This is a genomic window from Sphingomonas faeni, assembly GCF_003053745.1.
Lineage (GTDB): Bacteria > Pseudomonadota > Alphaproteobacteria > Sphingomonadales > Sphingomonadaceae > Sphingomonas > Sphingomonas faeni.
This window is the reverse complement of the sequence record NZ_QAYE01000008.1, coordinates 226,860-253,491: the sequence shown is the minus strand read 5'-3', so window position 1 is coordinate 253,491 and position 26,632 is coordinate 226,860. Positions and strand designations below refer to the sequence as shown.

The window sequence follows — 26,632 nt, the reverse complement described above, 5'->3', positions numbered from 1 at the left end:
ACGCAACTCCTGATGGGCATCGCAAACCAAGCGATTCATTCCTCATAGCGATAAGATTGTTGCGGCGAAACGCAATTGTCCCACAATGCGACGAAGGCCTTTGCCTACCAAAATGGGTTGTTCCTTCGCATCGCCGCGCGCGTTAAGGAATCGGTACGGAGAGCGTGCTACGCCCGCTGAAGCCGGGGAACGATGTGCGGTTCGACGATAGCCTGAAGACGATCCTTGCCGCCGATATGGCCACCGATTTCGGTGCGCAATCGGCGTGGCGGCAGTTGGTCGACCTGATGGGACGTGGTCGTGCGGTGGTCGACGAGCCGGCGATCGCACGGTTGCGGCTGTTGCGGCAGGCGGTGCCCATCGAGGTCCGTGCCGCGAGTGCGCGGGCGCTGGCGTTTGCCAAGCCCGATGCGCGGCTCGTCGGGTTCTTCGCGGAAGATGTGCTGGCGATCGCCGCACCGGTGTTGCGGACGGCGACGCTGGAGCCGGACGACTGGCTCGCGCTTCTCCCGCGACTGACACCGCCGAGCCGATCCGTCCTGCGTCATCGTCGTGATCTGCCCGCTGAGGTCCAGCGCGGGTTGCAGAGCTTCGGTCCGACCGACTTCGTGTTGCCGCAACCCGAAGCGCCAATCGAGATCGAGATGGCCGAGGCGGAACCGGTTGTGCCCGAGCCCATCGCGCCCAAGTTGGTCCCGATCGAACAGGCGCCTGTTCGCGATGAACCGGTCGCGAAGCTTCCCGAACCGGCTCCTGCCGACATTCCCGAGCTGTCCCTCTACGCCGCGCCGCTGAGCGAAACCCCGTTCATGGCGCTCGGCGCGGTCGCACGCGGGCTGCCGTTCGTCGCCGAGGCGTTTCGCCACGCCAAGCTAGCCGAGACCGAGCCGACCGTGGTCGAGCCGGCTGGACCAGCGCCGGCCGACCGGTTCGAGATTTCCGACCTCGTCGCGCGTATCGAGGCGTTCAATCGCGACCGCACGGTCGACGCCGCGCCGCCAGCGCCCGCGGCGGCCGATGTCGAGGGCTTCCGCTTCGAGACCGATGCGCAAGGGATCATCCGCATGGTCGACGGCGTCGCGCGCTCTGCACTGGTCGGCGTGTCGCTCGCCTATGCCGCACAACAGGGCGAGGCGCATCTCGACGGAGTCGCAGCAGGTGCGTTCCGTCGACGCTCCCGGTTCAGCGATGCGCGGCTCGAAGTAGGCGGCCTGTCCGATGCGTTCGGATCGTGGCGGCTGTCGGGCGTGCCCGCGTTCGAACATGCGTCGGGTCGCTTCATCGGCTTCCGCGGAACGGGGCGTCGCCCTCGTCGCGACGAGACGGCCGAGCCGGTTCGCGTCTCGTCGCCGGTGTCCGACTCGCTCCGCCAGCTCGTTCACGAACTGCGCACGCCTACAAATGCGATCGCCGGGTTCGCGGAGCTGATCGAGACGCAGTTGCTCGGTCCGGTCTCGCCGACCTACCGCGACCGTGCGACCACGATTCGCACGCAGGCGGGCGACCTGCTCGCGGCGATCGACGATCTCGACACTGCCGCGCGGATCGAAGGGCGTGCGCTCGACCTGCGCCCGACGACGGTGCCGGTTCGTGCGTTGCTCGACCGGGTCGTGCGGGATCTCCAGCCGCTCGCGACGCTGCGTGGTACGAGCCTGGGCGTGGCGATGCCGGCGGGCGACTGCGACATTCTCGGCGACGACCGTGCGGTCGAGCGGTTGATCGGCCGGTTGCTCGCCGCGCTGGTTTCGGCCGGGCGGAAGGGCGAGCAGCTTGGCGTGGTCGTCCGGCCGGTTTCTGACACCGTGACGATCGAATTCGGTCGACCCGCCGCGCTCGCCGCACACGCCACCGATGTCCTGCTGAGCATCGATGCCGAACACGAGAGCGACGGCGATGGTGCGCCCTTGCTCGGGACCGGGTTCGCGTTGCGGCTGGCACAGAACCTCGCGGTCGAACTGGGCGGCGTGCTGACGATCGGCGCCGACCGCCTGACGCTTCAGCTTCCGGCTGCCGATACTGTCGATGCGGAGCGGACCGCCGACGAACAGCGGTGACGTATCGCCCCCCGCGCCCGACCGACGCACAACGCGTGGTATGGCCCGAGAAATTCGGCACGCGCTTCACCGTCTTCGCGGACGTCGAAGAGGAATTCGACTGGAACGCCCCGCTGGACCGCCGCAATCGCGCGACGACGGCGATGGCGGCCTTTCCAGAGGCGCATCGCCGGTTTGCCGAACGAGGCGTCGCGCTGTCCTGCATGGTCGACTATCCGGTCGCCACGGATCCAACGGCCGTGGCGATACTCGGACGTGTCCTCGAAGATGGACGGTCGGAGATCGGCACGCAGCTTCACGCCTGGGTCAATCCGCCGTTCCCGGACAGCGCGCCGCCGGGATCGAGTTACGCCGGCAACCTGCCGCGCGCATCGGAAGCCGCCAAGCTCGAAACGCTGACCCGGGCCATAACGACCGCGTTCGGCCGAGCCCCGCGCGCCTATCGCGCCGGCCGCTACGGTATTGGTCCTAACAGTTTCGCGCTGCTCGCTAGGCTCGGTTACCGGATCGATAGCTCGGTTCGTCCCGGCTATGATTACAGTGCCGACGGAGGCCCTGACTTCTCGCAAGCCGACGCCGGCGCGTATCGCGCAGAGGGGATCGTCGAGTTGCCGCTGACAACGGTCTTCACGGGCGGTGCGCGACGGGGCGGCGCGCAGCTGTACCGGGCGCTCGGGCGAGTTCCGAAGGGCAGGGGCCTCTTCGCGCGCGCGCACCTGCTGTCCCGGATCGCGCTGACGCCCGAGGACATGCCGATCGCCGACGCTTTGGAGGCCGTCGCGGTGGCGGCTGGCGAAGGGCTGCGGTTGCTCAACCTGTCCTTCCACTCGCCGTCCCTGGTCCCGGGTCACACGCCTTACGTTCGCGACGCGGCGGATCTGAAGCGATTTCATGCATGGTGGACCGCGATGCTCGACGAGTTCGAGCGGCGTGAGATCCGCAACGCCTCGCTTGAAGAAATCATCGCGGCGTTGGGGTAAGGCGTCGATTGTTTCCCCGCGAAGGCGGGGACCCAGACTGGGCTCCCGCCTTCGCGGGAGAACAAGAAACGGCCGCGCCGCTGCGGCATTGCCTCGCTTTAGTATCTGGCGGGAACATCAACGTTCGATAAGTTCGACCGCCGTGGCATCTGCAATAGCCACGCTGCGCGCCAACCCCAACGATCCCCCCTCCCTTTCAGGGAGGGGGGATCGTTGGGGTTTGGGCTTCGTTGCAGCTCTCACCCTGACGTCATAGCTGCACCCAAAACCAGAAAAGGCGGCCCGTTGCCGGACCGCCCTTCTGATACGCAGATACTGAAAGCGAGATTAGCGCTTCGAGAACTGGAAGCTACGACGGGCCTTCGCCTTGCCGTACTTCTTGCGCTCGACGACGCGGCTGTCGCGGGTCAGGAAGCCTGCTGCCTTCACCGAGGCGCGCAGCACCGGCTCGAAGCGGGTCAGCGCCTGGCTGATGCCATGCTTGACCGCGCCGGCCTGGCCCGAAAGGCCACCACCCTTGACGGTGCAGACGACGTCGTACTGACCTTCGCGCTCGGTGATCCCGAACACCTGGTTGATGACGAGACGCAGAGTCGGACGTGCGAAATACACTTCCTGGTCACGACCGTTGATCGTGATCTTGCCGGTGCCGGGCTTGACCCAGACGCGCGCGACGGCATCCTTGCGACGGCCGGTCGCATAGGCGCGGCCCTGCTTGTCGAGGATCTGCTCGCGCAGCGGCATCGGCTCGCGGACGGGCTCGTTCGAGACCGGCGCTGCGATATCGCCTTCGCTGGTCGGCAGAGCCTGCTCGGCGGGGGCAGCCGGCGCGGGCTGGTTGGTCAGGCTCGCGAGATCGGCGAGCGACTGGCGGTTGTCGGACATTATGCGCCCACCTTGTTCTTGCGGTTCATGCTGCCGATGTCGAGCACGGCAGGGTTCTGTGCCTCGTGCGGATGCTCGGTGCCCTTGAAAATACGCAGGTTGCGCATCTGCTCACGACCCAGCGGGCCGCGCGGGATCATGCGCTCGACAGCCTTTTCGAGAACGCGCTCCGGGAAGCGGCCGTCGAGGACCTTGGCGGCAGTGATGCCCTTGATGCCGCCAGCGTAACCGGTGTGCTTGTAATAGATCTTCTTCGCGGCCTTGTTGCCGGTGAAGCGGATCTTGTCGGCGTTGATCACGACGACGTTGTCACCGCAATCGACATGCGGGGTGAACGACACCTTGTGCTTGCCGCGCAGGACGTTGGCGATGATCGATGCGGCACGGCCGACGACGAGACCTTCCGCGTCGACGATATGCCACTGCTTGTCCACCTCTGCCGGCTTTGCCGACTTGGTGGTCTTCATGAGCGCCTTCATGGGCGTTAGACCTTCCAGATTGAATGCAAGCGCACCAAGGGGAGGCCCCGCAGCGCGAATGCCGACCTAATGCTGAAAGGGGGGCTTCAAGTCAAGCTTTCCGCCGGTTTCCTGACGGGTATTATTATACCCGCTGCTTGATACGGGGCGCCGTGCCGACAGCATGGGCGGCGAACACCGCGGCGATCAGGAGGAGTGCGGCGTTGCCTTGGTGCGCGACCGCGACGTCGATCTGGACGCCGGTCATCAGCGTCGCGATGCCAAGCATGATCTGGAGTGTGACCAGCCCGACGACGAAGAACCCCGCGCTGCTGCCGGTCTTGGTCGCCTTGATCGCGAGCCAGATGAGGCCGGCGGCGGCGGCGAACGCGAACCAGCGGTGGATGAACTGCACGACGATAGGGTTGTCGACCGCGTTGCTCCAGGCGGGGTTCACCATCGGCACGTCGGCCGGGAACAGCCCGTCACCCATCAGCGGCCAGCTCGCAAAGGCATAGCCGGCATCGAGCCCGGCAGTGAACGCACCATAGACGAGCTGCACGAACAGCAGCGCCAACGCGAGGATCGCGACCGGCGCGAGGCGGGCAGGGGCGGCGAGCGGATTGCGGTGCAGCGCCATCAAGTCGAGTGCGGTCCACACGATCCCGGCGAGGATCGTCAGCGCGGTCAACAGGTGGACGGCGAGTCGGATGTGGCTAACATCGGTGCGCACCGATAGGCCCGAGGCGACCATCCACCAGCCGATCGCGCCCTGGAACGCGCCGAGTGCGAGCAGCGCCGACAGCCGCCAGCCATAGCCGACCGGGATTCGCTTGCGCACCGCGAACCAGATCAGCGGCAATGCGAACACGAGCCCGATCACGCGGCCCCATAGCCGGTGCAGATATTCCCAGAAGAAAATCGCCTTGAACCCGCCGACCGTCATGTCGGCGTTGAACGCGGCGTATTCGGGGATGCGCTTGTAGGCGTCGAACTCGGCCTGCCACTGCGCGTCGTTGAGCGGCGGAATGATCCCGCTGATCGGCTTCCACTGCGTGATCGACAGCCCCGACTCGGTCAGCCGCGTGATCCCGCCGATGACGACCATCGCGACGATCAGGCCGGCGACCGTGAACAGCCACAAGGCGACGGAACGAGGACGGGCTTTGGTGAGAAAGGCGGCGCTGGGTTGAAGCATGGGGATGAGATAGTGGTTTGCGGGGCGGGGCGCCATCGGTTCGTGGTGCGCCGTTGCTTCATGTTGCTGGGGGCGGTTGGGTAGAAGCCGGACTCGCTACCGTCGCATGCTACTTCCTTGTTCTCCTGCGAAGGCGGGAGCCCAGTCTGGGCTCCCGCCTTCGCAGGAGAACAAGGAGGAGGGAGTGAACCCTTCAGAATCTGGCGTAACTTGCCGCCAAAATTGACAATGTAATGTTGTATCCTGTCAACGAGGCGTCTATATCCGACGAACGATGACGCCCTCGGCCACGCATACCCACCGCTTTGCCGGACTCGATCGCTATGCGATCGGGCTGTCGGGCCTGTGCATGGTGCATTGCCTGGCGACCTCCGTGCTGGTCGCGCTGATGTCGACCGCAGGCGGGTTCCTGCTCGACCCGATTTTTCACGAAGTCGGCCTGACGATCGCGATCGGCCTCGGCGCGCTCGCGCTCGGCCGCGGCGTGCTGAACCACGGCTATATGATGCCCGCTGCGATGGGCGCGCTTGGGCTCGGCATCATGGCGGGCGCGATGACGCTGCCGCATGACAGCGGTGGCGGCGAGACGTTGTGGACGATCGTCGGCGTCGGCCTGCTCGCTTTCGGTCACGATCTCAACCGTCGCGCTGAAAGCTGAGCGGGTTGCTGGAACCCTCCCGGCATCCTACTTCACCCAGCATGGCGCACGCTCACAACCACACCGAACCGCAGGGCGCCGATCTCACCGTCGCAGCACAGACGACGCTCGAAAAGGCCGGCGAGCAATGGACGACGATGCGCGCCAGCGTGTTCGCAGCCCTCGCCAGCTTCGAGAAGCCGGCATCGGCGTACGATATCGCCGAGGCCGTCTCGAAGGCCGAAGGTCGCCGGGTCGCGGCGAACAGTGTGTACCGTATCCTCGATCTGTTCGTTGGCGCCAACCTCGCCCGGCGAGTCGAGAGCGCGAACGCCTATGTCGCCAACGCGCATCCCGATTGCCTGCACGACTGCATCTTCCTGGTCTGCGACTCGTGCGGCCAGACCACGCATCTCGATAACGACACGATCACCAAGGGCGTCCGCAGCGCAGCGGAGGCTGCGGGCTTCTCCCCGGTCCGCCCGGTGATCGAAGTCCGCGGTCGCTGTGCGGAGTGCGAGGCGAAGTAGAAGCTTACCCCGCACGCTTACCTTCGTGATCAGCCGTCCCTCCCTGGAAGGGAGGGGTAGGGGTGGGTTGGTTCGTTTTGGCTAGTGCCGTTTGATACGGAAGCCGACCCACCCCCGGCCCCTCCCTTCCAGGGAGGGGAGACCGTTGTGTTATTGGCACGGTTCTACCCCAAATCCTTCCCCATCCGGATCATCGGCACCGGCACGTCCCCCGGCGTCTCGATCCGCTCGATCGGCAGATACCCGCACGCCCGGTACAGCGGCTCTCCGGCCAGCGTCGCCATCATCTCCGCCCGCGCAAACCCGGCCTCTCGCGCGGCAGTTTCGCAGACCGATAACACCAGCCGCCCGACACCCCGCCGCGTAAAATCCGGATCGGTGTACATCGCGCGGATCCGTGCCGCGTCGCGCGCCGGATCGAGCAATGCCGCATCGCGCAACGCCGTGCTGTGATCGCCCCCATACAGCGTCGCGCGCCGGCTCCACCCGCCACATCCGGCCAGTCGCCCGTCCTCCGCCTCGACCAACAGATACGTCCTGTCCGCGATCAGTTGCGTATCGAGCCCCATCACCGCGCGGCTCGCCTCGACCTGCGCTGGCGTCAGGAAGTCCCCCTGCAACGCGCCGATCGCGTGGGCCATCAGCGCCGAGATCGCCGGAATATCTGCAGCCACGGCAACACGGTGCGTAAAGTTCATAATTGTGCACTTTCCGAGCGATTCCAGTGCGAATGCTAGCCCAGGACACGGTAACAATCGACACGATACGCGCGCTGCATTAAGCCCGTCCGATGGCCGACCTTCCCTTGACACCGCTGCTCGACACCGTTTCGACGCCCGACGACCTCCGCAAGCTGCGCCCGGACCAGCTCCGCCAACTCGCCGACGAACTGCGTACCGAGACGATTTCCGCGGTCGGCACCACCGGCGGGCATCTCGGCTCGGGGCTCGGCGTGGTCGAGCTGACCACCGCGATTCACTATGTCTTCGATACCCCGCGCGACCGCCTCGTCTGGGACGTTGGCCACCAATGCTATCCGCACAAGATCCTCACCGGACGCCGTGATCGCATCCGCACGCTGCGCCAGGGCGGGGGGCTCAGCGGTTTCACCAAGCGCAGCGAGAGCGAATACGATCCGTTCGGCGCGGCGCATTCCTCGACGTCGATCTCGGCGGCGCTCGGCTTTGCGATCGCCAACAAGATTGCAGGCACCCCCGGCAAGGGCATCGCGGTGATCGGCGACGGCGCGATGTCTGCGGGCATGGCGTACGAGGCGATGAACAACGCCGCGCAGGCGGGCAACCGCCTGGTCGTGATCCTCAACGACAACGACATGTCGATCGCGCCCCCGGTCGGCGGTCTGTCCGCCTATCTGAGCCGTATCGTGTCGAGCCGCGAGTTCCTCGGCTTCCGCGATCTCGCTCGGAAACTCGCTAAGCGGCTGCCACGGCCGATTGCCAGCGGGATGCGCAAGACCGACGAGTTCGCGCGCGGCATGACGATGGGCGGCACGCTGTTCGAGGAGCTCGGCTTTTATTATGTCGGCCCGATCGACGGCCATAACCTCGACCATCTGATCCCGGTGCTCGAGAATGTCCGCGATGCCGAGGAGGGCCCGATCCTCGTCCACGTCGTCACCAAGAAGGGCAAGGGCTACGCCCCCGCCGAGGCCGCCGCGGACAAATATCACGGCGTCCAGAAGTTCGACGTGATCTCCGGCGTCCAGACCAAGGCGCCGCCGGGGCCGCCGCAATACCAGAACGTGTTCGGCGCGCAGCTCGTCGCCGAGGCCGCCAAGGACCCGCGGATCTGCGCGATCACCGCAGCGATGCCATCGGGCACCGGGCTCGATGCGTTCGCCAAGGCGTATCCCGACCGGTTCTTCGACGTAGGCATCGCCGAACAGCACGGCGTCACCTTTGCCGCCGGCCTTGCCGCGCAGGGGATGCGGCCGTTCTGCGCGATCTATTCGACGTTCCTCCAGCGCGCGTACGATCAGGTCGTCCACGACGTCGCGATCCAGAACCTGCCGGTCCGGTTCGCGATCGACCGCGCTGGGCTGGTCGGTGCGGATGGGGCGACGCATGCCGGGTCGTTCGACGTCACGTACCTCGCGACGCTGCCGAACTTCGTCGTGATGGCGGCGGCGGACGAGGCCGAGCTCGTCCACATGACGCACACCGCGGCGCAGTATGACACCGGCCCGATCGCGGTGCGGTATCCGCGCGGCAACGGCACCGGCGTGGCGCTGCCCGAGACCCCGGAATTGCTGGAGATCGGCAAGGGGCGCGTCGTGCGTGAAGGCAAGAAGATCGCGATCCTGTCGCTCGGCACGCGTCTCGAGGAAGCGCTCAAGGCCGCCGAGGTTCTCGAAGCCAAGGGGCTGAGCACGACGGTCGCGGATCTGCGCTTCGCCAAGCCGCTCGACGTCGACCTGATTCGGAAACTGCTCACGACGCACGAAGTCGCGGTGACGATCGAGGAGAACTCGGTCGGCGGCTTCGGCGCGCACGTGCTGACGATGGCGTCGGACGAGGGTTTGATCGACGGTGGGCTCAAGCTCCGTACGCTGCGTTTGCCCGACGTGTACCAGGACCAGGACAAGCCCGAGATCCAGTATGCCGAGGCCGGGCTCGACGCGACTGCGCTGGTGGATACCGTGCTCAAGGCGCTCCGCCACAATTCGGGCGGGGTCGCCGAAGCGCGCGCATGACCGGGCCGACCAAAGGTCTCGTGATCATTGCGCTCGCGGTGATCGTGGTGGTGTCGTTGAATATTGCGATGTGGCGGCGGATGCGGGGTGGTTTGGCTGCGGCGAAAGCCGAGCAGGCGGCGAACCCTGAGTTGTTCGATGAGGACGGTACTCGAATTTCGTGAGCGGCCAACCCCAACACACCACCTCGGCGAAGGCCGGGGCCCAGTTGGAGAGGTCGCGGCAACGGGGGATCGCGCTTAGTTAGCAACGTTCCCCAACTGGGCCCCGGCCTTCGCCGGGGTGGTGTATTGTTGGGTGCGTACGGTTAGCCGCCCAAGTAGTGCGTCTGCGCGGCATCCGTTGCGCTCACCGCAAGAATCGACCGAGCCTTGCTCGGCGGCAAAGCTTGCCCCCGACCATCGCCGCTCGCCGCGATCACCCGCTCCAGCAGATCCTGCCCCTCGCGCCACCAGCCGATCCCACTAGCGGCATTCAAATGTCCTTGCGGCCCGGCGTCGACGAAGTGGCTGCCCCAGTCCGCCGCCATGCTGTGCGCACGCTCGGGCGTGACCCAGGGGTCGTCGCTGCTCGCCACCACGATCGAGGGGAATGGCAGCGGCGTGCGCGGCGTCGGCGAGAAGCCTTTCAGTTCGGCCTGCGCGCCGCCACGATCGACATCCGCCGGCGCCACCAGCAACGCGCCCGCCACCGGCCAGCCATAAGGCTGCGGGCTCAGTTCGGCCCACCACGCCACTGCGAGGCACCCGAGACTGTGCGCGGCGAGGATCACCGGTGCCTGTGCCTGCCGGATCGCTTCGTCGAGACGCGTCACCCAAGCGTTGCGGTGCGGCGTGTTCCACATGCCGAGCTCGACGCGCACCGTGTCGGGCCGCGCCTCTTCCCATAACGTCTGCCAGTGCGAAGGACCCGATCCACCAAGGCCGGGCACGGTCAGGATCGTCGGCTGGACGGAATCATACGGTGCGAAACTACCCACAGCGCTTCTCCTTCTCCGAAACCTCGTTCTTCGAGGTCGGGAGCGTGGTCGAAGGACGCTCTAGGGCACGCCATCCGCTCACGATCCCATCCACCCAAGATAATCCTACTTATCCGGTAGGCAATGGCATTGCGGCGAAAGGAAGGCAGCTTGCGGCAATCGGATCGGGCGGCGATAGCGGGCGGATGGTGAAGGTACGTGCAGACCAGATGCTGGTCGACAGGGGGCTGGTCGAGTCGCGGACGCGCGCGCAGGCGCTGATCATGGCGGGCCTCGTGTTCGCAGGGACGAAGAAGGTCGACAAGCCCGGCCAGACGCTCGCGGACGACGTGCAACTCGATGTGCGCGGTCGCGATCATCCCTGGGTTTCGCGCGGTGGGATCAAGCTGGCGCACGGCCTCGCGCATTTCGGTTGGGACGTGACCGGCGCGGTCGCGATCGACGTGGGCTCGTCGACCGGCGGCTTTACCGACGTGATGCTGAAGAACGGCGCGGCTAAGGTCTACGCGGTCGATAGCGGCACGAACCAGCTTGCCTGGTCGCTGCGGCAGCATGAGCGCGTCATCGTCCACGAACAGACCAGCGCGCGTATCCTGACGCCTGCGCATATCCCGGAGCCGGTCGACCTGATCGTCTGCGATGCGAGCTTCATCGGTTTGGCGAAGGTGCTCGAGCGACCGATGTCCTTCGCCAAGCCCGACGCGCGGCTGATGGCGCTGGTGAAGCCACAGTTCGAGGCGGGACGTGGCGAAGTGGGGAAGGGCGGTGTCGTCCGCGATACCGCGATCCACCAGCGCGTCTGCGACGAGGTCGCGGCGTGGTTGACGGGGCAGGGGTGGGGCGTGGTCGGCGTGGTCGAGAGCCCGATCACGGGGCCTGAAGGTAATGTCGAGTTCCTGATCGCGGCTTTGCACGGCGATAGTCTGGCTTCCGAACTGTCGGAGTCGGACACGACACCCGATCCCCACACACCGACGTCATCCTGACGAAAGTCAGGACCCAGAGCCACAAAGGGCGCGCTCGGTACCCTGGGTCCTGACGTTCGTCAGGATGACGGGAGAAACAGCGGTCGACGGCAGCCCTCCGTGCCGGAATGAACCACTAGCGGAACGATTCTCTCGCGAGCACGGTTTACCGATCGCAAAATGCGCGCCAGGACGAGCCCGCGTAGAGACGGAAGGATGTGTGTGGGCGGTATCGCTTCGAAGGGCCAGTTGAGGATGTCGTTCCTCCGCTGGGCGGTCGTGACCGTGCCCCTGATCCTGCTGCTCGGTTTCGTCTCCGGCCGGTCGGTCAGCGTCGGCAGCGACAATGCCTGGTACATGGCGCTCGCCAAGCCCGCGCTGAACCCGCCGGGCTGGGTATTCCCTGTCGTGTGGACCACGCTCTACATCCTGATCGGGCTCGCGCTCGCGATGATCCTCAATGCGCGTGGGGCTCGGTTGCGCGGGCTCGCCGTCGCGCTGTTCGTCGGCCAGTTCGCGCTCAACCTTGCCTGGACGCCGATGTTCTTCGGCGCGCACAAAATCGGGCTGTCGGTACTGGTGATCGTCGCGATGCTGGCGCTGTCGATCGCCGCGACCTTCGTCTTCGCCCGGATCCGCCCCGCCGCGGCGTGGCTGATGGTGCCGTACATGGTGTGGATCAGCTTTGCCGGCGTGCTCGCGTTCAGCATCGGGCAGTTGAACCCCGGTGCCGAAACCCTTGCACCCGCGCCGCATACGTCCCAAATGCTGTGACGCAGCAGTCACTGTAACAGTCTCTGCGACAGTCTTTGGGATTATGAAGCAATGCAGTCCGAAAACCGCGTGTTCGATGATATCGTCAAGGTCTTGAACGGCGCGGCCGGTACGCTTGCGGGCGTCGGTCGCGAAGCCGGTTCGGGCGCGCGGGAACGGGCGCGCGAATGGCTCGGTGGGCTCGACTTCGTCAGCCGCGAAGAGTTCGATGCTGTGAAGGCGATGGCCGCTGCGGCGCGCGACGAGAACGACACTTTGAAGGCGCGTCTCGATGCACTCGAAGCCAAGTTCGCGGCGCAATCGACGATAAATGCGCCGCTCGGGGCGTCGGTCGACTGACTTTTCCACAGTTTTCCGCAGAATTGGGGCCGATGGGGTTGCCGGGGCGTTTTTGCCTCGGCACCCTTTGTTGTGCGATAAGGACCGCCAGGACCTAATGATGCTCGACCAAGTAGACCAAGATCACGAAGACGCCGCCCCGATCGACATGCTCGAGAGCTATTACGCTGCGCATGGCTGGGAACATGAGCGTCACGAGGACGAGATCGTCGCGACCGTAAAGGGCAGCTGGACGACCTACGAACTCCGCGCGCTGTGGCGTGAAGACGATAGCGTGCTGCAATTCCTCGCCTTCCCCGACATCAAGGTGCCCGACGAGCGGCGTCAGGCGGTCTACGAGACGATCGGGCTGGTCAACGAACAGCTCTGGATCGGTCACTTCGAACTCTGGTCGTCGAGCGGCATCTTGCTGTTTCGGCACGCGGCGATGGTCGATGGCGGCGACGACGGGACGATGTCGCTCGAAGCCGCCGAACTGCTGGTCGAATCGGCGATCGAGGAGTGCGAGCGCTTCTATCCCGTGTTCCAGTTCGTGCTGTGGGGCGGCAAGAGCCCCAAGGACGCGCTGGCCGCGGCGCTGATCGAAACGCACGGCGAGGCGTGAGCGTGGGGTTTCCTGCCATGGGCTTTCCGGAGGGCCCGCTGTGGCTGATCGGCTGCGGCAACATGGGTGGCGCGATGCTGCGGCGCTGGATCGCCGCGGGTCTCGATCCGGCGACCGTGACGGTGATCACGCGGAGCGGGAAGGGCGCGCCGGAGGGCGTCCGCTCGCTGACCGCGCTGTCCGACGAGGCTGCGCCTGCAACGCTGATGCTCGCGCTCAAACCGCAGCAGATCGACTCGGCGCAGGCGTTGCTCGCGCCGATGCGGGGTGCTCCGAAGCTCCTGTTGTCCATCCTCGCAGGTGTCGATCACGCAGCACTTGCCGCGCGATTCGAGGCTGACACGATCGTCCGCGCGATGCCCAACCTTCCGGTGGCGATCGGCAAGGGCGTGACTTCGCTCTACACCGCTGGTGCGTCGGAAGAGGCGATCGCGGCGGCGGAAGCGTTCGCAGCGCCACTCGGTCATTACGAATGGATCGCCGACGAAGCGCATTTCGATGCGGTGACCGCGCTTGCCGGATCCGGCCCCGGGTTCGTCTTCCGATTCGCCGATGCGCTCGCCACGGCGGGTGCAGCGCTCGGGTTGCCGGTGGACCAGGCAGCGCGTCTCGCTATCGCCACGCTTGAGGGTTCTGCGATCATGGCCGCCGAGGCGGACGTATCGCCCGCCATACTCGCCGACCGCGTCGCCAGCCCCGGTGGATCGACCCGCGAGGGCCTGAACGTCCTCGACCGCGACGATGCCCTGCTCGCGCTGCTTACCGCGACGCTCGCCGCCTCCGAACGCCGCAACGCCGAAATGGCGGCTGCGGCGCGTTAGAGGCAGTCTTGATTGGCGTGGGAATTGCTAGCCGCGCGGCGCTGCTGAGGTGAAGGCCGCGGCGATTGCGGCGTGCATCGGCTTGGGCGCGAATGCGGCGTCGTACGGGCAGGGGCGGCGGCGAGCCTTGTCCTTGCGCGGCTCGAAACCCTCGATCCAGCTGTAGCGGTCGGTCATGCCCCACAACAGCACGTCCTTCAGCGCCGGGTAGGCGAACATCAGGTCTAGATAGCCGCGCGTGAAGTCGGCCACTCCCTGATCGCGTGCGGCGACGTCGGCGGGAAGATTGTTGTCGCGGACGTCGAGTTCGGTGATGACGATGGCATAGCCCATCGCGGTGACGGCATCGATGAAACGACGCCAATCGCCTTCCAGCGCGGCGATCGTAGCGCGGGTGTCGGTGCCTTGCGTGACGAGGTGCGACTGGACGCCGAGCGCGTCGACCGGAACGCCGCGCGCCTTGAACCCCTCCAGCAGCTTAAGGACGCCGGCGCGGTGCTGTGCGTTGCCCGGCTCCCAGCTCATATAGTCGTTATAGACGAGTTGGGCGTGCGGGGCTGCGGTGCGCGCCGTGTGGAAGGCGAGGTCGAGCGTCGCCTCGGGGCTGCCGAGTGCGCGGGACAGGGCGGTCGTGTACAGCGTGCCGTCGGCGGGGGTGACCGCCTCGTTGACGACGTCGTAGCTGCGGATACGCGTACCGTAGCGCTGGCATACCGTGGTAATGTGCCGGACGAGCAACTGTTCCGCCGCACGTGCGGGCGTCGCGCCGAAATCGTGGCTTTCCTCCCATTTCGGCATCCATTTCGGCTGGTGCCAGAGGAGGTTGTGGCCGCGGACGGGTAGCGCGTTGGCATCGGCCCACGCGATCATCGCGTCGAACCGCGCGAAGTCGAAGGTCGTGGCGCTGGGGCGGAGCGCCTGCCACTTCATCTCGTTTTCGGGCACCAGCAGCCCGCAGTCGCGCTTCAGCAGTCTCGCATAGGCCGGGTTGGCGAACGAGCCGCGGTCCGCGCCTGCTTCGCTCCACGCGAAACAGGAGCCGAGGCGCATGCCCTTGGCTGCTGCCAGCGATTGCAGGCTCCCGTCGGCGCCCGTCGGGCGCAGGATCGATCGCGCCTGCGCATTCGCCGTAGCACCGGCAGCCGCGAGCCCCGCCAGCATGCCCAGTCCGTCCCGTCGTGTAATGTCCACGAAGCATCCTCATTATATTTTTGTGATAGCGCTATCGTTGTTAGATATCGGGACGATGTCAATCGCTTACCGGGCCGCCAAGGCCTGCGCGCCGCCAAGTCGCAGGCGGGCGACGCAGGCGGGTGATGGGGCGGGTGATGGGGCGGGTGACGTGGCGGGCGGCATGAACTAGATCGACATCATGCCTGGGCTCTTCGATCATCTTATGCCGGCGAAACGCTGGACGCCGTCGCGGTACCGTGCGTTGCTGCGTGCACGTGGGCCACGGTCCGTGCAGTTCCGCACTCGTGCGGCGATCCTGACGGGCGCGATCCTGATCGGCGTTGTTGCGACGCTGTTCGCCGAAGCGGCGGACTGGGCGGCGGGGGTCTTCGCGGGCTACGCGCAGAGCTGGCACTGGCTGCCGCTGTTGACGACGCCGCTGACGTTCATGGGACTGGTCTGGCTGACCCGGCGGTACGCGCCGTTCGCGCGGGGATCGGGTATTCCGCAGGTGATCGCGGCACAGGCCGATCCGAACGAGGCGACGCGGACGCTGATCTCGCCGCGCACCGTCGCCGCCAAGGCCGTGCTGACGATCGGCGCAGTGCTGGGCGGTGCGTCGGTCGGGCGCGAGGGGCCGACCGTCCAGCTTGCCGCGGCAGTGATGGGCGCGACGCACCGGCTAGTCCGCGTACCGTTGCGGGGCGGCGTGCTGATCGCCGGTGGCGCGGCGGGTGTCGCAGCCGCGTTCAACACCCCGCTTGCCGGGCTGTTGTTCGCGATCGAGGAACTGGCGTCGGCGTACGAGCAGCGCGTGACGCTGCTGGTCCTCGCCGCGATCGTCATCGCCGGGATGGTCGCGCAGTCGGTGCAGGGCGACTATATCTATTTCGGCGCGATCGGCGCGCATATGCCGTTGCTGTCGGCGCTGCTGGTAGCACCGGTCGCCGGGATCGCTGGCGGGATGGCGGGCGGTCTGTTCTCCCGCACGCTGTTGGCGATGGCGCAGAGCCGCAACCGCATGACGACCTGGACCCGCGCCAATCCGGTCAAGTTCGCGGGGGCGTGCGGCGCGGTCGTCGCGGTGCTGGGCGTGTTCACCGGCCTGACCTGGGGGACGGGCTATTCCGCGGCGCGCGCGATGATCGTCGGTGTCGATGCACCCTTGTGGTTCGGACCCGCGAAGTTCGTCGCGACCGCCGCGACCGCGATCGCGGGGTTGCCCGGCGGGATCTTTGCGCCGTCGCTAGCGGTCGGGGCGGGCGTCGGCAATCTGCTCCGCGAAGTGTTTCCCGGCGAACCCGCGAGCGCGATTGTGATCCTGGGGATGGTCGCGTATTTCGCGGGCGTCGTCCGCGCACCGCTGACCGCGGTCATCATCCTGTCGGAGACGACCGCCAGCCGAGGGCTGATGCTGCCGATGTTTGCGACCGCGTTCATCGCCGATGCCGCCAGCCAATGGGTCTGCCGCGAGAAGCTGTACCACGGGCTGTCGAAGACGTTCGCGATGCCCGCAACGCCGAAAGTCCCTTAGGGCCCGATATCGATCGCCTGCGCCTCGGCGCGTTTGGCGGATGCCTTGGCGAAACCGAGTTGCTCAGCGATCGGATCGTTCCAGCCGTAGGGATCGGTCCGAAACGCGACCTTGCCGGCGTCGTCGACATAGACGTTGTGGTAGAGCAGCCGGACCGGGATGCGGCGGGGCAGGGGCACGAAGCTCGTCTCGCCCGAATCCTGCGCCGTCTGCCACGCCTCGCCGACGCCTTCGTCCTCCGCAAGGATTCGCGCGAACCCCAACGCATCCTCGACGCGGACGCAACCATGGCTCAGATGACGCTGGCTGCGATCGAACAAGCCCGGCGCGGAGGTGTCGTGCAGGTAGATCGCCTGATCGTTCGCCATGTCGAACTTGACCATGCCTAGCGCGTTGCTCGGCCCCGGCTGCTGGACGATCCACCCATCGCGGACGACCATGTTGTGCGCGGTCAGATACTCCTCGCCGACATTGGCCATCTCGCCGTTCTGGATCGATTTGGGCACGGTCCAGGTGGGATTGGCAACCAGCCGATAGATCGGCGACGAGAGCGCCGGCGTCTCGCGGCCAGGTTCGCCGACGATCACCTTGCGCTGATCGATCATCGTGCCGTCGCGGTAGTAGCGAAGCTGTGCGGCGGCGGTGTTGACGTCGATCCGCGTGGGCGGTGGCGTTCGTGCCAGCCATCGCCGCCGTTCGAGCCCGACCGCGAGCGCGCGCGCACGGTCGCCCGCACCAAGGTTCAGCACCTTCAACGTCTCGGGGCCGACCACGCCATCTGCGGCGATGCCGTAGTCGGTCTGGAGCCCTTTCAGTGCCTCGGCCATTGCCTGCGTGTAGATCATTGGCGCCGCGGGCGTGGTCGCTGTCGGCGAAAATGGCGTCGGTACGGGCGCTACGGCGAGCGGGTCGGTCGACGAGGGAAGATATCCGCTCTCCGCGAGCTGCTCGACGATCGTGGCGACGCGCGCGTCGCGGTTGCCGACGCGGATGACGCCGGAGGGTATCGCCTGCACCGGCGTTGCGGTCGACGCCTTGGCGCTGAACGCGAGATACGCGTCGGAGAGTTGCTTATACTCGGCATCCTGCGGTGGGAGACCGTCGAACCAAGCGACGAGATCGCCCTTGGCCAGCGCGCGCGACAGCCCGGTGGTAAGGTCGACCTTGGGGCGGGGCAGCGTATAGACCTGATGCAGCGAGGCGGGGTCGACGCGGCCCTGTGCGAGTGCGCCGGCATAATAGAGTGCGGCCTTGGTTCGCGCGGCATCGTCGACGGGCGGGGCGCCGTCGGCGGGTGCGGGGAGGAACTCGACTCGATCGAGGCCGTGGCGCGCACGGTCGGCAAGGATTTGATCGAAGGCTGCAATGTTTGCCGTCGTCCAAGTTGCCTTGGTCGGAGTGGCCTTGCCAACTGCCCTTGGTGCCGGCTTCGATGCGGAGCGGGACGGGCTCTCCGCTGCGGTTTTTGTCGGGGCGATGGTCTTGGGCGCCGGGGCAAATCCACCCAGCGCCAGAGCCAGGACCGGCATGCAACCCGTAGCGAGCCGCACCCGTAAAGTTCGTACTGTCATCGGTGGATAACGTTTGGACCGTTCGATGGGCTCACATCAGCGGCAGATTTCTCGGTTCCTGGGTTCGGCCAACCGTCGATCAGCCGAAATCGAAGACGCCGCCGGGTGGTGCCGCGACAAACTTCTCGCGGGGTATCGTCGCTGCGTCGAGCGCCTCGCCCAGCGCGACTTGCGGCGCGTCGCGCGCTTCGTCGGTCAGCTGGAACGTGCCCCAGTGAATGCCCAGCGCCTGTTTCGCGTCGACCTCGCCGAAGATGCGCACCGCCTCGGCGGGATCGACATGCTGCCCGGCCATGAACCAGCGCGGGGCGTAGGCGCCGATCGGGATCAGCGCGACGTCGGGCGCGCCGAGACGCTCGCGGATCTGGCCGAAGATCGCGCCATTGCCGTACGCGGTATCGCCCGCAAACCAGATCGCACCGGCGGGTGTGTCGAGCCAGTGCCCTGCCCATAGCGCCATCCGGACGTCGCTCGGCCAGCGGTTCGCCCAGTGATAGGCGGGCGTGATCGTGGTGGTGATGCCCTCGCCGATCGGGAGGCGGTCCCACCAGTCGCCGACGACGCACCGGGCGTCGGGCACCGTGGCGCGCAGGATCGTATCGTTGCCGAGTGGGAGTACGAACAGAGGCGTATGCGCCACCTGGAGCCTGCGCAAAGTGGCGACGTCGAAATGATCGTAATGGCAGTGGCTGATGAGCACGACGTCGATCGGCGGCAGGTCGTCGAAAGCGATACCGGGCGCCGCGACTCGCTTTGGCCCGGCGAACGAGACGGGGCTCGCGCGCTCCGACCAGATCGGGTCGGTCAGGATGTTGAGCCCGGCCGCCTGGATCAGCAGCGATGCGTGCCCGATCATCGTGATGCGGATCCCGTCGACGCGCGCGTCGGGCTTGGCCGGCGTGACCGGCACCGAGCGCGGCCATTTCGCGACACCGGGCGCCAGCTTCCACCGCAGCACGTCTTTCAGGCCGCGGTCGGTCGGCGCCTGCCCCGGATTGAAGAACCGGAGACCATCGAAATGGTCGGACGGGGGACCCTGATAGTAACGGTTCTGCGGCATGTGCCTGCCTAGCCCGAAGCCCCCCGGCCGCCCAGACGCTACTTTGCGTTCTTCACGTATTTGTCGAACCACGCGATGGACCGCTGGCGGACATCGGCGGACTGTTCGGGACCCGTCACGCAGTGGCCGGCGTCGGGATAGATCACGAGGCTGACGGGGACGTTGCGATCCTTCAGCGCGTGCCACCATTCGATCGACTGGGTCGGCGGCACCTCGATATCGCGCTCGCCGACATAGATGAACGTCGGCGTCCGGGCGGTCTTCGCGTGATAGATCGCGGAGACGTCCTCATACGCCTTCATGTCGTCGTACATCGACTTGCCGAAGAACGGGAGCAGCCACTGGTCGATTCCGTTGGTGCCGTAATAGCTGACCCAGTTCGACAGGCCGGCGCCGGCGACGATGCCCTTGAAGCGGTTGGTCTGCGTATTGGCCCACATCGCCATGAACCCCCCATAGCTGCACCCGCCAAGGCCGAGGCGCTTGTCGTCGACCGGCGCGACGCGCTCGACCGCATCGACGCCGGCCAGCACGTCGCGCAAGTCGCCACCGCCGAAGTCGCGCTTGTTCGCGGCCGTGAATGCCTCCCCCTGGCCGTAGCTGCCGCGCGGATTGGGCAGGAACACGTAATAGCCTGCCTTGACCAAAGCGGCGTTGAGCGAGGTCGGATAGAGATAGCTAGGCGTCGAGGCCGCCGACGGGCCGCCGTGGACGATCGTGATCATCGGCGCCTTGCCGGCCGGCGCGGTGCCCGAGGCGGGGCGGGGGGCGAGGAGCCAGCCCTGGACGTCGAAGCCCTCGTTCTTCCAACTGATGCTCCGCGCAGCGGCGAGCGCCGGCATTGTGTCGTTGTCGTGCGTGATCTGCTTCACGCCCTGTTCCTGAGAGCCGAGCGATCCTGCGTAGATCGCCGGTGCGTGCTCGTAATCCTGGACTACGGCGGCGGCGATCCGCCCGTCCGCGGAGAACACGGCGCGGCCGTCGCCTGCGCTCGAGCTTGCCGGCTTGGCAAAGCCCGGCACGACCGGCTGGCCGGGGGTGAGTGTGCCGAACTGCATCTGGTCGCCGGCGAGCGTCACCGTGCGCAGGCCGCTGCGGGTCCAGGCGATCGTCGTCACCGTCGACTTGGCGCCGGCGGTGACGTTGCGCGGGGTGCCGCCCTCCAGTCCGACCGTGAAGACGTCGCCGCCGATCGAGCCGAAATCGCTCATCAGGCCACCCACATAGGCGACGGTGCGGCCATCGGGGGACACCCGCGGCTGGTTGATCTGCGTCGTCGGCTTGGCGATCGATCGGACCGCGCCGGTCTGCGCGTCGATCGCGTCGAGCGTCGCCACCCACCAATTGTTGTCGCCATTGCCGAGCGCGGTGGTCGCGACGAACCCGCGGCCGTCGGGTGTCCAGTCATATTCGTAGACGTAGCGACCCGCAGGCGACAGCGGCGTCACCGTCGTCGTGGCCTTGGTAATGTCGAACACAGCGAGGCGTTGCTCGTCGCTCTTCTCGCCGATCTCGCCGATCATCCGGACACCGGCCTGCGTCGCGCCCGATTCCTTCGCCGCGCCGAGCGTCACCAGTAGCGCGATCCGCTTGCCGTCGGGCGACACGCGCGGAGTCTGCGCGATACCGGCGATGGTCGCGACGGTGCGCGTCGTCTTGGCGTCGGCATAGCTCAGCCGGACGTTACCCGCGGCGGTGTCGCGGACCAGGAACACGAGGTCGCCATTGGGCGCGAAGGTCAGCCCCGCATAGCTGCACGTCGCGCACGGATCGATGGTCCGCAGCACCCGCCCGTCGGCGACGTTGCGGAGGGTTATGACACCATGCGCGCCGCTGCTCTCGACGGTCGCGGTGCGACCGCCCGCAGGCGACAGCGCGAGCCCGCCATATTGGTGAAGCGTCTGCGCGGACGCAGGCGCGGCGGTCGCGAGGAGAAGGGCGGCGGTGACGGTAAGACGCATCGGGGGCTCCGGCAGGACAGCGGTTGCCCCTGCTTAACGCGTGGCGGACCTGCGGCAAGCCGGTGTCATGGCTACGCCGTTCAAAGACCTCGCGCCGCGACCGCCAGGCATCCGTAACGGGCCGAATCGCCCGTGATCGCGGGGTCGTACCTGCTAAGTCTGGCAGTAAAATCCAAGAGACGCACTTTGGCCTATGTTGCCGCAGTCACTAGCGCTGACGCTTCACCAAAACCGGTCGTTCGCCGTCGATCAACGCTTTGAACCCGCCGAAAACAGACTGCTTGATGATGACCGCGGTGCCAGGGCGCGGTGCGAGCGTCAGAGGCTCGATTGTCTCCCACGCCGTATTGTTGGCCAGCTGGATTAGGAAACGCGCGTAACTTGACGACCTTACACCGGTGATCGTCGTCTTCACCTCGGTAACCCTCGTGAGCCGGTCGGCCTCGCCGCCGCCAAGCGGGTTTCTTGCCGCATCTGCGAGCCCGAATCGCTGTTGTTTACGCTCGACGACAGCTGCGCGGTCCAGCGCCAGCAAACTGCCGGACTTGCGCGCGCTCGCTATCTCGCGAGCGGCCGCGTCAAAGCATAATAGCCGGGCAGCATCGGTCGCAACCTGCTGGCATTCCGCAAGAGCGTCCAATGTTCGCGACGAGGTCCGATCGGGGGCGGCCGTTGCCGGTGCACCACAGGAGAGGCCCGCAAGAGCGAAGAATGCAAACGGAACGCAATAGGCACGCAAATCACGCATTGGACTACCTCGAGACGAATAAAGGAAAGAATCTATCGGCCGACACCGGCGGGGGACACTATGTTGCGCTTATGTCACTCTACTGTCGCAAACGGAACCCAAAAGGGCCGAATCGACGATAATCGTTGCGGTGCAGTAATATCGATCGATACACCCCTCCCAGAGCCGGTTCTTTTCCGGGGGCAAATGCACGGCGATACGCCGGCAAATAAGGGGCTAATATGACATCTGCTGCTCGTGCACATCTGCTTGCGACCACGCTGCTCATGGGAGCGGCGACGCTTGCCACGCCAGTGTTCGCGCAAGTCCAGGGTGACAATTCGGGGATCCGCGCTGGCGGCGCGACCGCAACTCAGGCGACCACGCCGGGTGCGAACGCCCAGGGCGAAGTCGGCATGACGACGTCGGAAGCGGCCCCTGTCAATGATAACAGCCAGGGCGACATCGTCGTCACGGGCTCGCTGATCAAGAACCCCGCGCTGATTGCGTCGGCACCTGTTCAGGTCGTCGGCCAGGAAGAAATCAGGCTCCGCCAGTCGAACACGGCCGAAGACGTTCTTCGCACGCTGCCGGGCGCAACGCCGAGCATCGGTTCGGCCGTCAACAACGGCAATGGCGGCGCATCGTACGTCGATCTTCGCGGTCTGGGGTCGTTCCGTAACGTCGTCCTGATCGACGGCAATCGTATCGCTCCGTCGGGCCTGTTGGGTCGCGTCGATTTGAACAACATTCCGCTCGCATTGGTCGAGCGCGTCGACATGCTGACCGGCGGCGCGGCGACGACTTACGGCGCTGATGCCGTGTCCGGCGTCGTTAACTTCATTACCCGCTCGGATTTCTCCGGGATCGACGCATCGGTGTCCAACCAGATCACCGAGCGTGGCGATGGAGCGTATTTCCGCGGCGATATCACGATCGGCGCAAATTTCGATGACGGTCGTGGCAACGCGGTCTTCTCGGTCGGTTATCAGCAATCGGATCCGGTCTATCAGGGTGACCGGCCTTACTCGATCCAGAACTACGATTCGTTCTCGGGCGCATCGAGCGGCTCGGGCACGACCACTCCATCCGTGTTCACGCTCGGCGGTCGCCGTCAGATCAATCCGACCACGGGCGCGCTGTCGACGGCGGTAACGCCGTTCAACTTCAACCCGTACAACATCTTCCAGACGCCGTTCGAGCGTTTCAACATGTATGGCGCAGGCCATTACGCCGTGTCGGACACGGTCGAAGTCTATACCCGTGGCCTGTTCTCGAAGAACACCGTCGACACGATCATCGCGCCGTCGGGCGTCTTCAACTCGTCGGTGGTTGTCCCGCTGTCGAACCCCTATCTCCCGGCAGCAGCGCGTTCGCAGTTCTGCACGGCCGCGGGAATCACGGCAGCGCAGTGCACGGCTGCCGCCGCAGCGACCAGCCCGACCGATCCGAATTTCCGCACGATCACGACCAACCTGTCGCGGCGTACGACCGAGGTCGGTCCGCGCATCTCGAACTACCAGACGACGATTTTCGATTATCGCGCTGGTGTGAAGGTCGGCCTGACGGAAGGCATCAAGCTTGATGTCTCGGGCGGTTATGGCGAATCCGAGAATACTCAAACGCTTCAGGGCTATGTCCTGACGTCGCGAGTCCGCTCGGCAGTATATGCAACCAACACCACGTCCTGCCTGGGCAATGCGCCACAGGGCGCGGCGATCACCGCCGGTAGCGGCTGCGTTCCGCTCAACATTTTCGGGGCAGACGGTTCGATTACCCCGGCGATGACCAACTACATCACGGGCGAAAGCACGACGACCGTCCGGACGTCGCTGGCGCAGGCCCGTGCGGTTCTGAACGGCGATTTCGGCTTTGCCTCGCCATTCGCGAGCGATGCAATTGGCTTTGCGGCTGGCGGCGAATACCGCAAATATCGTGCGTCGCAGCGCTCGGACACGCTGGCGCAGACCGCCGGCGAACTCGGTGGTGCCGGCGGCGCCGCGCCGAACATCGACGGTGGCTATGAGGTAAGCGAAGGCTTCGGCGAGTTGATTGCTCCCCTGATCCAGGACAAGCCTTTCTTCCAGAGCCTCACTCTCGAAGCAGGCGTCCGCTATTCGCACTACAAGATCCTTGCCGACTCGTCGCCGACGTTCAACACCACCACCTACAAGGGCGGCGGTAGCTGGGAGCCGGCAACCGGTCTGAAACTGCGCGGGACGTATCAGCGTGCCGTGCGGGCTCCGAACATCAGCGAACTGTTCTCGCCGGTGAATACGGGCCTCACCAATCTGTCGACCGATCGTTGCGCGGGTGCGGCGCCGGTCAACAATGCGAATCTCCGTGCGGTCTGCCTTGCGCAGGGCGCGCCCGCGTCGACGATCGGGCTGATCACCAACCCGACGGCAGGGCAGGCGAACATCACCTCCGGTGGCAACATCGCGCTTCGTCCTGAGAAGTCGGACAGCTACACACTTGGTGTCGTGATCCAGCCAACCAGCTTCATTCGCGGGCTGTCGATCACGGTCGATTACTTCAACATCAAGATCAAGGGGGCGATCTCCCAGTACGCTCCTGGCGATCTTATCTCGGCGTGCTTCGACAATCTGGGTGCTGCAAGCGCAACTAGCCCGGCTTGCCTTGCGATCTCGCGTAACCCGGTGACGGGCGGTCTGGATGGCGATCCGGCGACCACCCGTGGTCTGGTCGCGGCAATCTCGAATCTCGGGACGGTCAAGACCGACGGTATCGATCTCAACGTGACCTATCGTACGCCGCTGATCGAGGGCGTTAAGATGGCGTTGGCGTTCCAGGGTAGCTGGGCGAACTCCTCCACCTTCCAGGCAGCGCCCGGGCTCATCAATCGTGAGTGCATCGGCTATTACTCGATCAACTGCGGTGGCGCTGCCAGCGCGGTTGCAGGGGGCTCTGGTTCGATCCAGCCGGAATTCACCTGGAACACCCGTGCGACCTTCACGGTCGACAACAACATCGACCTGTCGGTTCTGTGGCGCCATATCGATGGTGTTCGTCAGGAGCCGGACGATATCGCCAACGGCAACGGCCAAGCCTTCGCTGGCAATCTGTCGGGCGGCGCGCTTGCTGGTCAGGCTGTCGATTTCACGCGTATTCCGGCGTACGATTACATCGATCTGGCAACGCGGATCGGTGTTGCCGAGAATTTCGACCTGACCGTGACGGTGGCCAACCTGTTCGACAAGCAGCCGCCCCTCGTCGGTTCGACGGTTGGCTCGACCAGCTTCAACAGCGGTAACACCTATCCGTCGACGTACGACGCGCTGGGCCGCCGCTTCTCGGTCGCTGCCCGCCTGCACTTCTAGGATCGGTCGCGATCTGACTTCTGGGGTGGCTCTTCGGAGCCACCCTTTTTTTGTCTGCTCTCAAGCGACCCGGTAATGGCACAGTGCTCGCCAGCCCGTCTGATATGGGTTTGACCAGGGGCTCGAGTTGGCTTCGAGGCTTTTAGCCTAGCAGTGGCGCCGGCGGATCGAGCGCCACCCCGGCACCGCGCGCGACGGCTTCAGCCCATATCAGGACCTTATCGATCTCGTCGGCGTACAAGGTTGCGCCGTCCATCTGCTCGCGAGTGCGGTCGGCCGCGCGATAGGTCGTGCCGTCCTTGGCATTGCGCGCAAAGGCTTCGCTATGTTCCAGCGCATCCAATGTGGCGGTGTTTATCGGCAAGCCATATAAATCGCAGATTGCCTGCAACGCCGCGCGCGGCGCCGCGACCAACGTCTCGCTTTGCAGCGACCGGACCCGGCCTGGGAAGCGGTGGGCGAGCGCCGCAAACAGATCCGCCTGTGCGATCCAGCCGACCGCAGCCGCTTGCAGATCGGTAAGCCGGAAGTAATCCTCAGGCGCAAACCCTAGATCGACCATGCCGTCGGCGAGTTGCTTGGCCAGCAGTTCGCGGACCCATAACCGCCCCCACATCCCCTTGCGCGCGATCGACGTCAGGAACACGCGAAGTGGTGCATACAGGAGCACCGCGCGGGCGTCGGGACGAAGGTTCAACATTGTCGGCGCCAACGCGTTGACGACGTTAGACGGCTTGATGATCATTGCCTCGCCCGGAACGAACGCACGCGCCGATAATGTAAGCGCGTCGTTAAGCACCTCTGCGATCTTGGCGGGATCGCCGCCGCGATGTCGCCAGCCGACCAGATCGTTGAGGATCACAGGCTCTTTCAACGTCGACGCGAACCCGACGCGATCAAGTGCTCGCGCGAGCAAGGTCGAGCAGCAATAGGCCGAATGAAAGATGAAATGGACCGGATCGATACGCTGTACGGCGGCGACGGCCTCACGTCGGGCGACGACGACGGGGTTCGCCGCGGTGGGGAGATGTTCGTCGGTCAGGAAGGTCGCCGCGTCACGCATCGCCCGATCCGCTTCGACAAGATGCACGGTGTCGTGTTCCGGATCGTAGCGGTGCGCTAGCCAGCACGGATCGGCGATCCGTGTGGCGTTGCCGGTCGTGTCTCGGTTCTTGGGAGGCGTGCTTCGTACGTGGTTGGTCATCGCTATTGGATGGCATATCGCATTCGGGTTCGCCATCGGCGAAGTACATCGCGAAACCGTCGGATTTGGATTGTGCGCCGACACGAATAAGGCATGATGCAAGTCTTATCGAAATGTCGAAAAG

At 65.7% G+C, this 26,632-nt stretch carries 24 protein-coding genes; 13 read left to right on the top strand and 11 right to left on the bottom strand.

From position 1 onward, the window contains the following. Positions 1–164 precede the first annotated feature (164 nt). Positions 165–2,054, top strand: a complete 1,890-nt coding sequence (locus C8J25_RS15675; RefSeq protein WP_244187149.1) for a sensor histidine kinase — start codon at positions 165–167, stop codon at positions 2,052–2,054. After that, positions 2,051–3,034: a polysaccharide deacetylase family protein gene (locus C8J25_RS15670; protein ID WP_244187148.1), complete on the top strand. Its 984-nt coding sequence runs from the start codon at positions 2,051–2,053 to the stop codon at positions 3,032–3,034. Before C8J25_RS15675 ends, C8J25_RS15670 begins: the two co-directional genes overlap by 4 nt. Positions 3,035–3,361: 327 nt before the next feature. Here C8J25_RS15670 and rpsI read toward each other — a convergent pair whose 3' ends face one another. The 3 genes from rpsI to C8J25_RS15655 all read right to left on the bottom strand — a co-directional run bounded on the left by rpsI (position 3,362) and on the right by C8J25_RS15655 (position 5,575). Continuing rightward, the gene (rpsI, locus tag C8J25_RS15665) at positions 3,362–3,919 is read right to left on the bottom strand and encodes a 30S ribosomal protein S9 (protein WP_082441435.1); all 558 of its coding nucleotides are present in this window, start codon (positions 3,917–3,919) and stop codon (positions 3,362–3,364) included. Next, on the bottom strand, positions 3,919–4,398 hold the full coding sequence (rplM, locus tag C8J25_RS15660; RefSeq protein WP_082441436.1) for a 50S ribosomal protein L13: 480 nt from the start codon (positions 4,396–4,398) through the stop codon (positions 3,919–3,921). The genes rpsI and rplM overlap by 1 nt, the downstream gene beginning before the upstream one ends. A gap of 124 nt (positions 4,399–4,522) precedes the next feature. Further along, a complete protein-coding gene (locus C8J25_RS15655) occupies positions 4,523–5,575 on the bottom strand; it encodes a COX15/CtaA family protein (protein WP_107955317.1) in 1,053 nt (350 codons plus the stop codon). Positions 5,576–5,849: 274 nt separating this feature from the next. Between C8J25_RS15655 and C8J25_RS15650 the strand changes: the two genes are divergently transcribed. Together C8J25_RS15650 and C8J25_RS15645 are read left to right on the top strand one after the other, a co-directional pair. Next, entirely contained in the window at positions 5,850–6,233 is a 384-nt protein-coding gene (locus C8J25_RS15650) for a MerC domain-containing protein (RefSeq protein WP_056047781.1), read from the top strand. A 41-nt stretch (positions 6,234–6,274) separates the two neighbouring features. Beyond that, on the top strand, positions 6,275–6,742 hold the full coding sequence (locus C8J25_RS15645) for a Fur family transcriptional regulator (RefSeq protein ID WP_107955316.1): 468 nt from the start codon (positions 6,275–6,277) through the stop codon (positions 6,740–6,742). 164 nt (positions 6,743–6,906) lie between these two features. Here the strand turns inward: C8J25_RS15645 and C8J25_RS15640 are convergent, their stop codons facing one another. After that, positions 6,907–7,440 (bottom strand): GNAT family N-acetyltransferase, encoded by a 534-nt coding sequence (locus C8J25_RS15640; protein WP_107955315.1) that lies wholly within the window; start codon positions 7,438–7,440, stop codon positions 6,907–6,909. Positions 7,441–7,532: 92 nt separating this feature from the next. Here C8J25_RS15640 and dxs point away from each other — a divergent pair, with 92 nt between their 5' ends. Together dxs and C8J25_RS20805 are read left to right on the top strand one after the other, a co-directional pair. Beyond that, complete coding sequence (dxs, locus tag C8J25_RS15635) at positions 7,533–9,455, top strand: 1-deoxy-D-xylulose-5-phosphate synthase (RefSeq protein ID WP_107955314.1); 1,923 nt, start codon at positions 7,533–7,535, stop codon at positions 9,453–9,455. Continuing rightward, a complete protein-coding gene (locus tag C8J25_RS20805) occupies positions 9,452–9,619 on the top strand; it encodes a hypothetical protein (RefSeq protein WP_167397737.1) in 168 nt (55 codons plus the stop codon). Before dxs ends, C8J25_RS20805 begins: the two co-directional genes overlap by 4 nt. 143 nt (positions 9,620–9,762) lie before the next feature. Here the strand turns inward: C8J25_RS20805 and C8J25_RS15630 are convergent, their stop codons facing one another. Beyond that, a complete protein-coding gene (locus C8J25_RS15630; protein WP_056047792.1) occupies positions 9,763–10,434 on the bottom strand; it encodes an RBBP9/YdeN family alpha/beta hydrolase in 672 nt (223 codons plus the stop codon). A gap of 185 nt (positions 10,435–10,619) precedes the next feature. Between C8J25_RS15630 and C8J25_RS15625 the strand changes: the two genes are divergently transcribed. The 5 genes from C8J25_RS15625 to C8J25_RS15605 all read left to right on the top strand — a co-directional run bounded on the left by C8J25_RS15625 (position 10,620) and on the right by C8J25_RS15605 (position 13,937). Beyond that, on the top strand, positions 10,620–11,420 hold the full coding sequence (locus C8J25_RS15625) for a TlyA family RNA methyltransferase (protein WP_107955313.1): 801 nt from the start codon (positions 10,620–10,622) through the stop codon (positions 11,418–11,420). 195 nt (positions 11,421–11,615) lie between these two features. After that, positions 11,616–12,173: a TspO/MBR family protein gene (locus tag C8J25_RS15620; protein WP_244187147.1), complete on the top strand. Its 558-nt coding sequence runs from the start codon at positions 11,616–11,618 to the stop codon at positions 12,171–12,173. A gap of 51 nt (positions 12,174–12,224) precedes the next feature. Beyond that, positions 12,225–12,512 (top strand): accessory factor UbiK family protein, encoded by a 288-nt coding sequence (locus C8J25_RS15615; protein ID WP_107955311.1) that lies wholly within the window; start codon positions 12,225–12,227, stop codon positions 12,510–12,512. 97 nt (positions 12,513–12,609) lie between these two features. After that, on the top strand, positions 12,610–13,116 hold the full coding sequence (locus tag C8J25_RS15610) for a type III secretion system chaperone family protein (protein ID WP_167397736.1): 507 nt from the start codon (positions 12,610–12,612) through the stop codon (positions 13,114–13,116). Positions 13,117–13,133: 17 nt separating this feature from the next. Continuing rightward, positions 13,134–13,937, top strand: coding sequence for a pyrroline-5-carboxylate reductase family protein (locus tag C8J25_RS15605; RefSeq protein ID WP_107955310.1), 804 nt, complete (start codon positions 13,134–13,136; stop codon positions 13,935–13,937). A 27-nt stretch (positions 13,938–13,964) separates the two neighbouring features. Here C8J25_RS15605 and C8J25_RS15600 read toward each other — a convergent pair whose 3' ends face one another. Further along, positions 13,965–15,128 carry an endo-1,4-beta-xylanase gene (locus C8J25_RS15600; protein WP_244187146.1) on the bottom strand — a complete coding sequence of 388 codons (1,164 nt, stop codon included), beginning with the start codon at positions 15,126–15,128 and terminating at the stop codon, positions 13,965–13,967. 181 nt (positions 15,129–15,309) lie between these two features. Between C8J25_RS15600 and C8J25_RS15595 the strand changes: the two genes are divergently transcribed. Next, positions 15,310–16,644, top strand: coding sequence for a chloride channel protein (locus C8J25_RS15595; protein WP_107955308.1), 1,335 nt, complete (start codon positions 15,310–15,312; stop codon positions 16,642–16,644). Here C8J25_RS15595 and C8J25_RS15590 read toward each other — a convergent pair. The 4 genes from C8J25_RS15590 to C8J25_RS15575 form a co-directional block, all read right to left on the bottom strand. Beyond that, a complete protein-coding gene (locus C8J25_RS15590; RefSeq protein ID WP_107955307.1) occupies positions 16,641–18,173 on the bottom strand; it encodes a L,D-transpeptidase family protein in 1,533 nt (510 codons plus the stop codon). The genes C8J25_RS15595 and C8J25_RS15590 overlap by 4 nt on opposite strands. Positions 18,174–18,294: 121 nt before the next feature. After that, entirely contained in the window at positions 18,295–19,275 is a 981-nt protein-coding gene (locus C8J25_RS15585) for an MBL fold metallo-hydrolase (protein ID WP_107955306.1), read from the bottom strand. A 38-nt stretch (positions 19,276–19,313) separates the two neighbouring features. Then, positions 19,314–21,236, bottom strand: a complete 1,923-nt coding sequence (locus C8J25_RS15580; RefSeq protein ID WP_107955305.1) for a S9 family peptidase — start codon at positions 21,234–21,236, stop codon at positions 19,314–19,316. A gap of 208 nt (positions 21,237–21,444) precedes the next feature. Next, positions 21,445–21,984 carry a hypothetical protein gene (locus C8J25_RS15575; protein WP_146173355.1) on the bottom strand — a complete coding sequence of 180 codons (540 nt, stop codon included), beginning with the start codon at positions 21,982–21,984 and terminating at the stop codon, positions 21,445–21,447. Positions 21,985–22,205: 221 nt separating this feature from the next. Here C8J25_RS15575 and C8J25_RS15570 point away from each other — a divergent pair, with 221 nt between their 5' ends. After that, entirely contained in the window at positions 22,206–25,304 is a 3,099-nt protein-coding gene (locus tag C8J25_RS15570; RefSeq protein ID WP_107955303.1) for a TonB-dependent receptor domain-containing protein, read from the top strand. Between the two features lie 142 nt (positions 25,305–25,446). Here the strand turns inward: C8J25_RS15570 and C8J25_RS15565 are convergent, their stop codons facing one another. Then, positions 25,447–26,508, bottom strand: coding sequence for a hypothetical protein (locus tag C8J25_RS15565; RefSeq protein WP_244187145.1), 1,062 nt, complete (start codon positions 26,506–26,508; stop codon positions 25,447–25,449). Between the last annotated feature and the right edge of the window lie 124 nt (positions 26,509–26,632).

Excerpts from the sequence above, each read along its gene's own strand:
- C8J25_RS15590 (WP_107955307.1), bottom strand. The coding sequence starts at position 18,173 with ATGCCGGTCCTGGCTCTGGCGCTGGGTGGATTTGCCCCGGCGCCCAAG.
- C8J25_RS15570 (WP_107955303.1), top strand. The coding sequence starts at position 22,206 with ATGACATCTGCTGCTCGTGCACATCTGCTTGCGACCACGCTGCTCATG.
- C8J25_RS20805 (WP_167397737.1), top strand. The coding sequence starts at position 9,452 with ATGACCGGGCCGACCAAAGGTCTCGTGATCATTGCGCTCGCGGTGATC.
- C8J25_RS15565 (WP_244187145.1), bottom strand. The coding sequence starts at position 26,508 with ATGACCAACCACGTACGAAGCACGCCTCCCAAGAACCGAGACACGACC.
- C8J25_RS15645 (WP_107955316.1), top strand. The coding sequence starts at position 6,275 with ATGGCGCACGCTCACAACCACACCGAACCGCAGGGCGCCGATCTCACC.
- rplM (WP_082441436.1), bottom strand. The coding sequence starts at position 4,398 with ATGAAGGCGCTCATGAAGACCACCAAGTCGGCAAAGCCGGCAGAGGTG.
- C8J25_RS15605 (WP_107955310.1), top strand. The coding sequence starts at position 13,134 with ATGGGCTTTCCGGAGGGCCCGCTGTGGCTGATCGGCTGCGGCAACATG.
- C8J25_RS15595 (WP_107955308.1), top strand. The coding sequence starts at position 15,310 with ATGCCTGGGCTCTTCGATCATCTTATGCCGGCGAAACGCTGGACGCCG.
- rpsI (WP_082441435.1), bottom strand. The coding sequence starts at position 3,919 with ATGTCCGACAACCGCCAGTCGCTCGCCGATCTCGCGAGCCTGACCAAC.
- C8J25_RS15620 (WP_244187147.1), top strand. The coding sequence starts at position 11,616 with ATGTGTGTGGGCGGTATCGCTTCGAAGGGCCAGTTGAGGATGTCGTTC.
- C8J25_RS15585 (WP_107955306.1), bottom strand. The coding sequence starts at position 19,275 with ATGCCGCAGAACCGTTACTATCAGGGTCCCCCGTCCGACCATTTCGAT.
- dxs (WP_107955314.1), top strand. The coding sequence starts at position 7,533 with ATGGCCGACCTTCCCTTGACACCGCTGCTCGACACCGTTTCGACGCCC.
- C8J25_RS15650 (WP_056047781.1), top strand. The coding sequence starts at position 5,850 with ATGACGCCCTCGGCCACGCATACCCACCGCTTTGCCGGACTCGATCGC.
- C8J25_RS15575 (WP_146173355.1), bottom strand. The coding sequence starts at position 21,984 with ATGCGTGATTTGCGTGCCTATTGCGTTCCGTTTGCATTCTTCGCTCTT.
- C8J25_RS15640 (WP_107955315.1), bottom strand. The coding sequence starts at position 7,440 with ATGAACTTTACGCACCGTGTTGCCGTGGCTGCAGATATTCCGGCGATC.
- C8J25_RS15615 (WP_107955311.1), top strand. The coding sequence starts at position 12,225 with ATGCAGTCCGAAAACCGCGTGTTCGATGATATCGTCAAGGTCTTGAAC.
- C8J25_RS15580 (WP_107955305.1), bottom strand. The coding sequence starts at position 21,236 with ATGCGTCTTACCGTCACCGCCGCCCTTCTCCTCGCGACCGCCGCGCCT.
- C8J25_RS15655 (WP_107955317.1), bottom strand. The coding sequence starts at position 5,575 with ATGCTTCAACCCAGCGCCGCCTTTCTCACCAAAGCCCGTCCTCGTTCC.
- C8J25_RS15625 (WP_107955313.1), top strand. The coding sequence starts at position 10,620 with ATGGTGAAGGTACGTGCAGACCAGATGCTGGTCGACAGGGGGCTGGTC.
- C8J25_RS15610 (WP_167397736.1), top strand. The coding sequence starts at position 12,610 with ATGATGCTCGACCAAGTAGACCAAGATCACGAAGACGCCGCCCCGATC.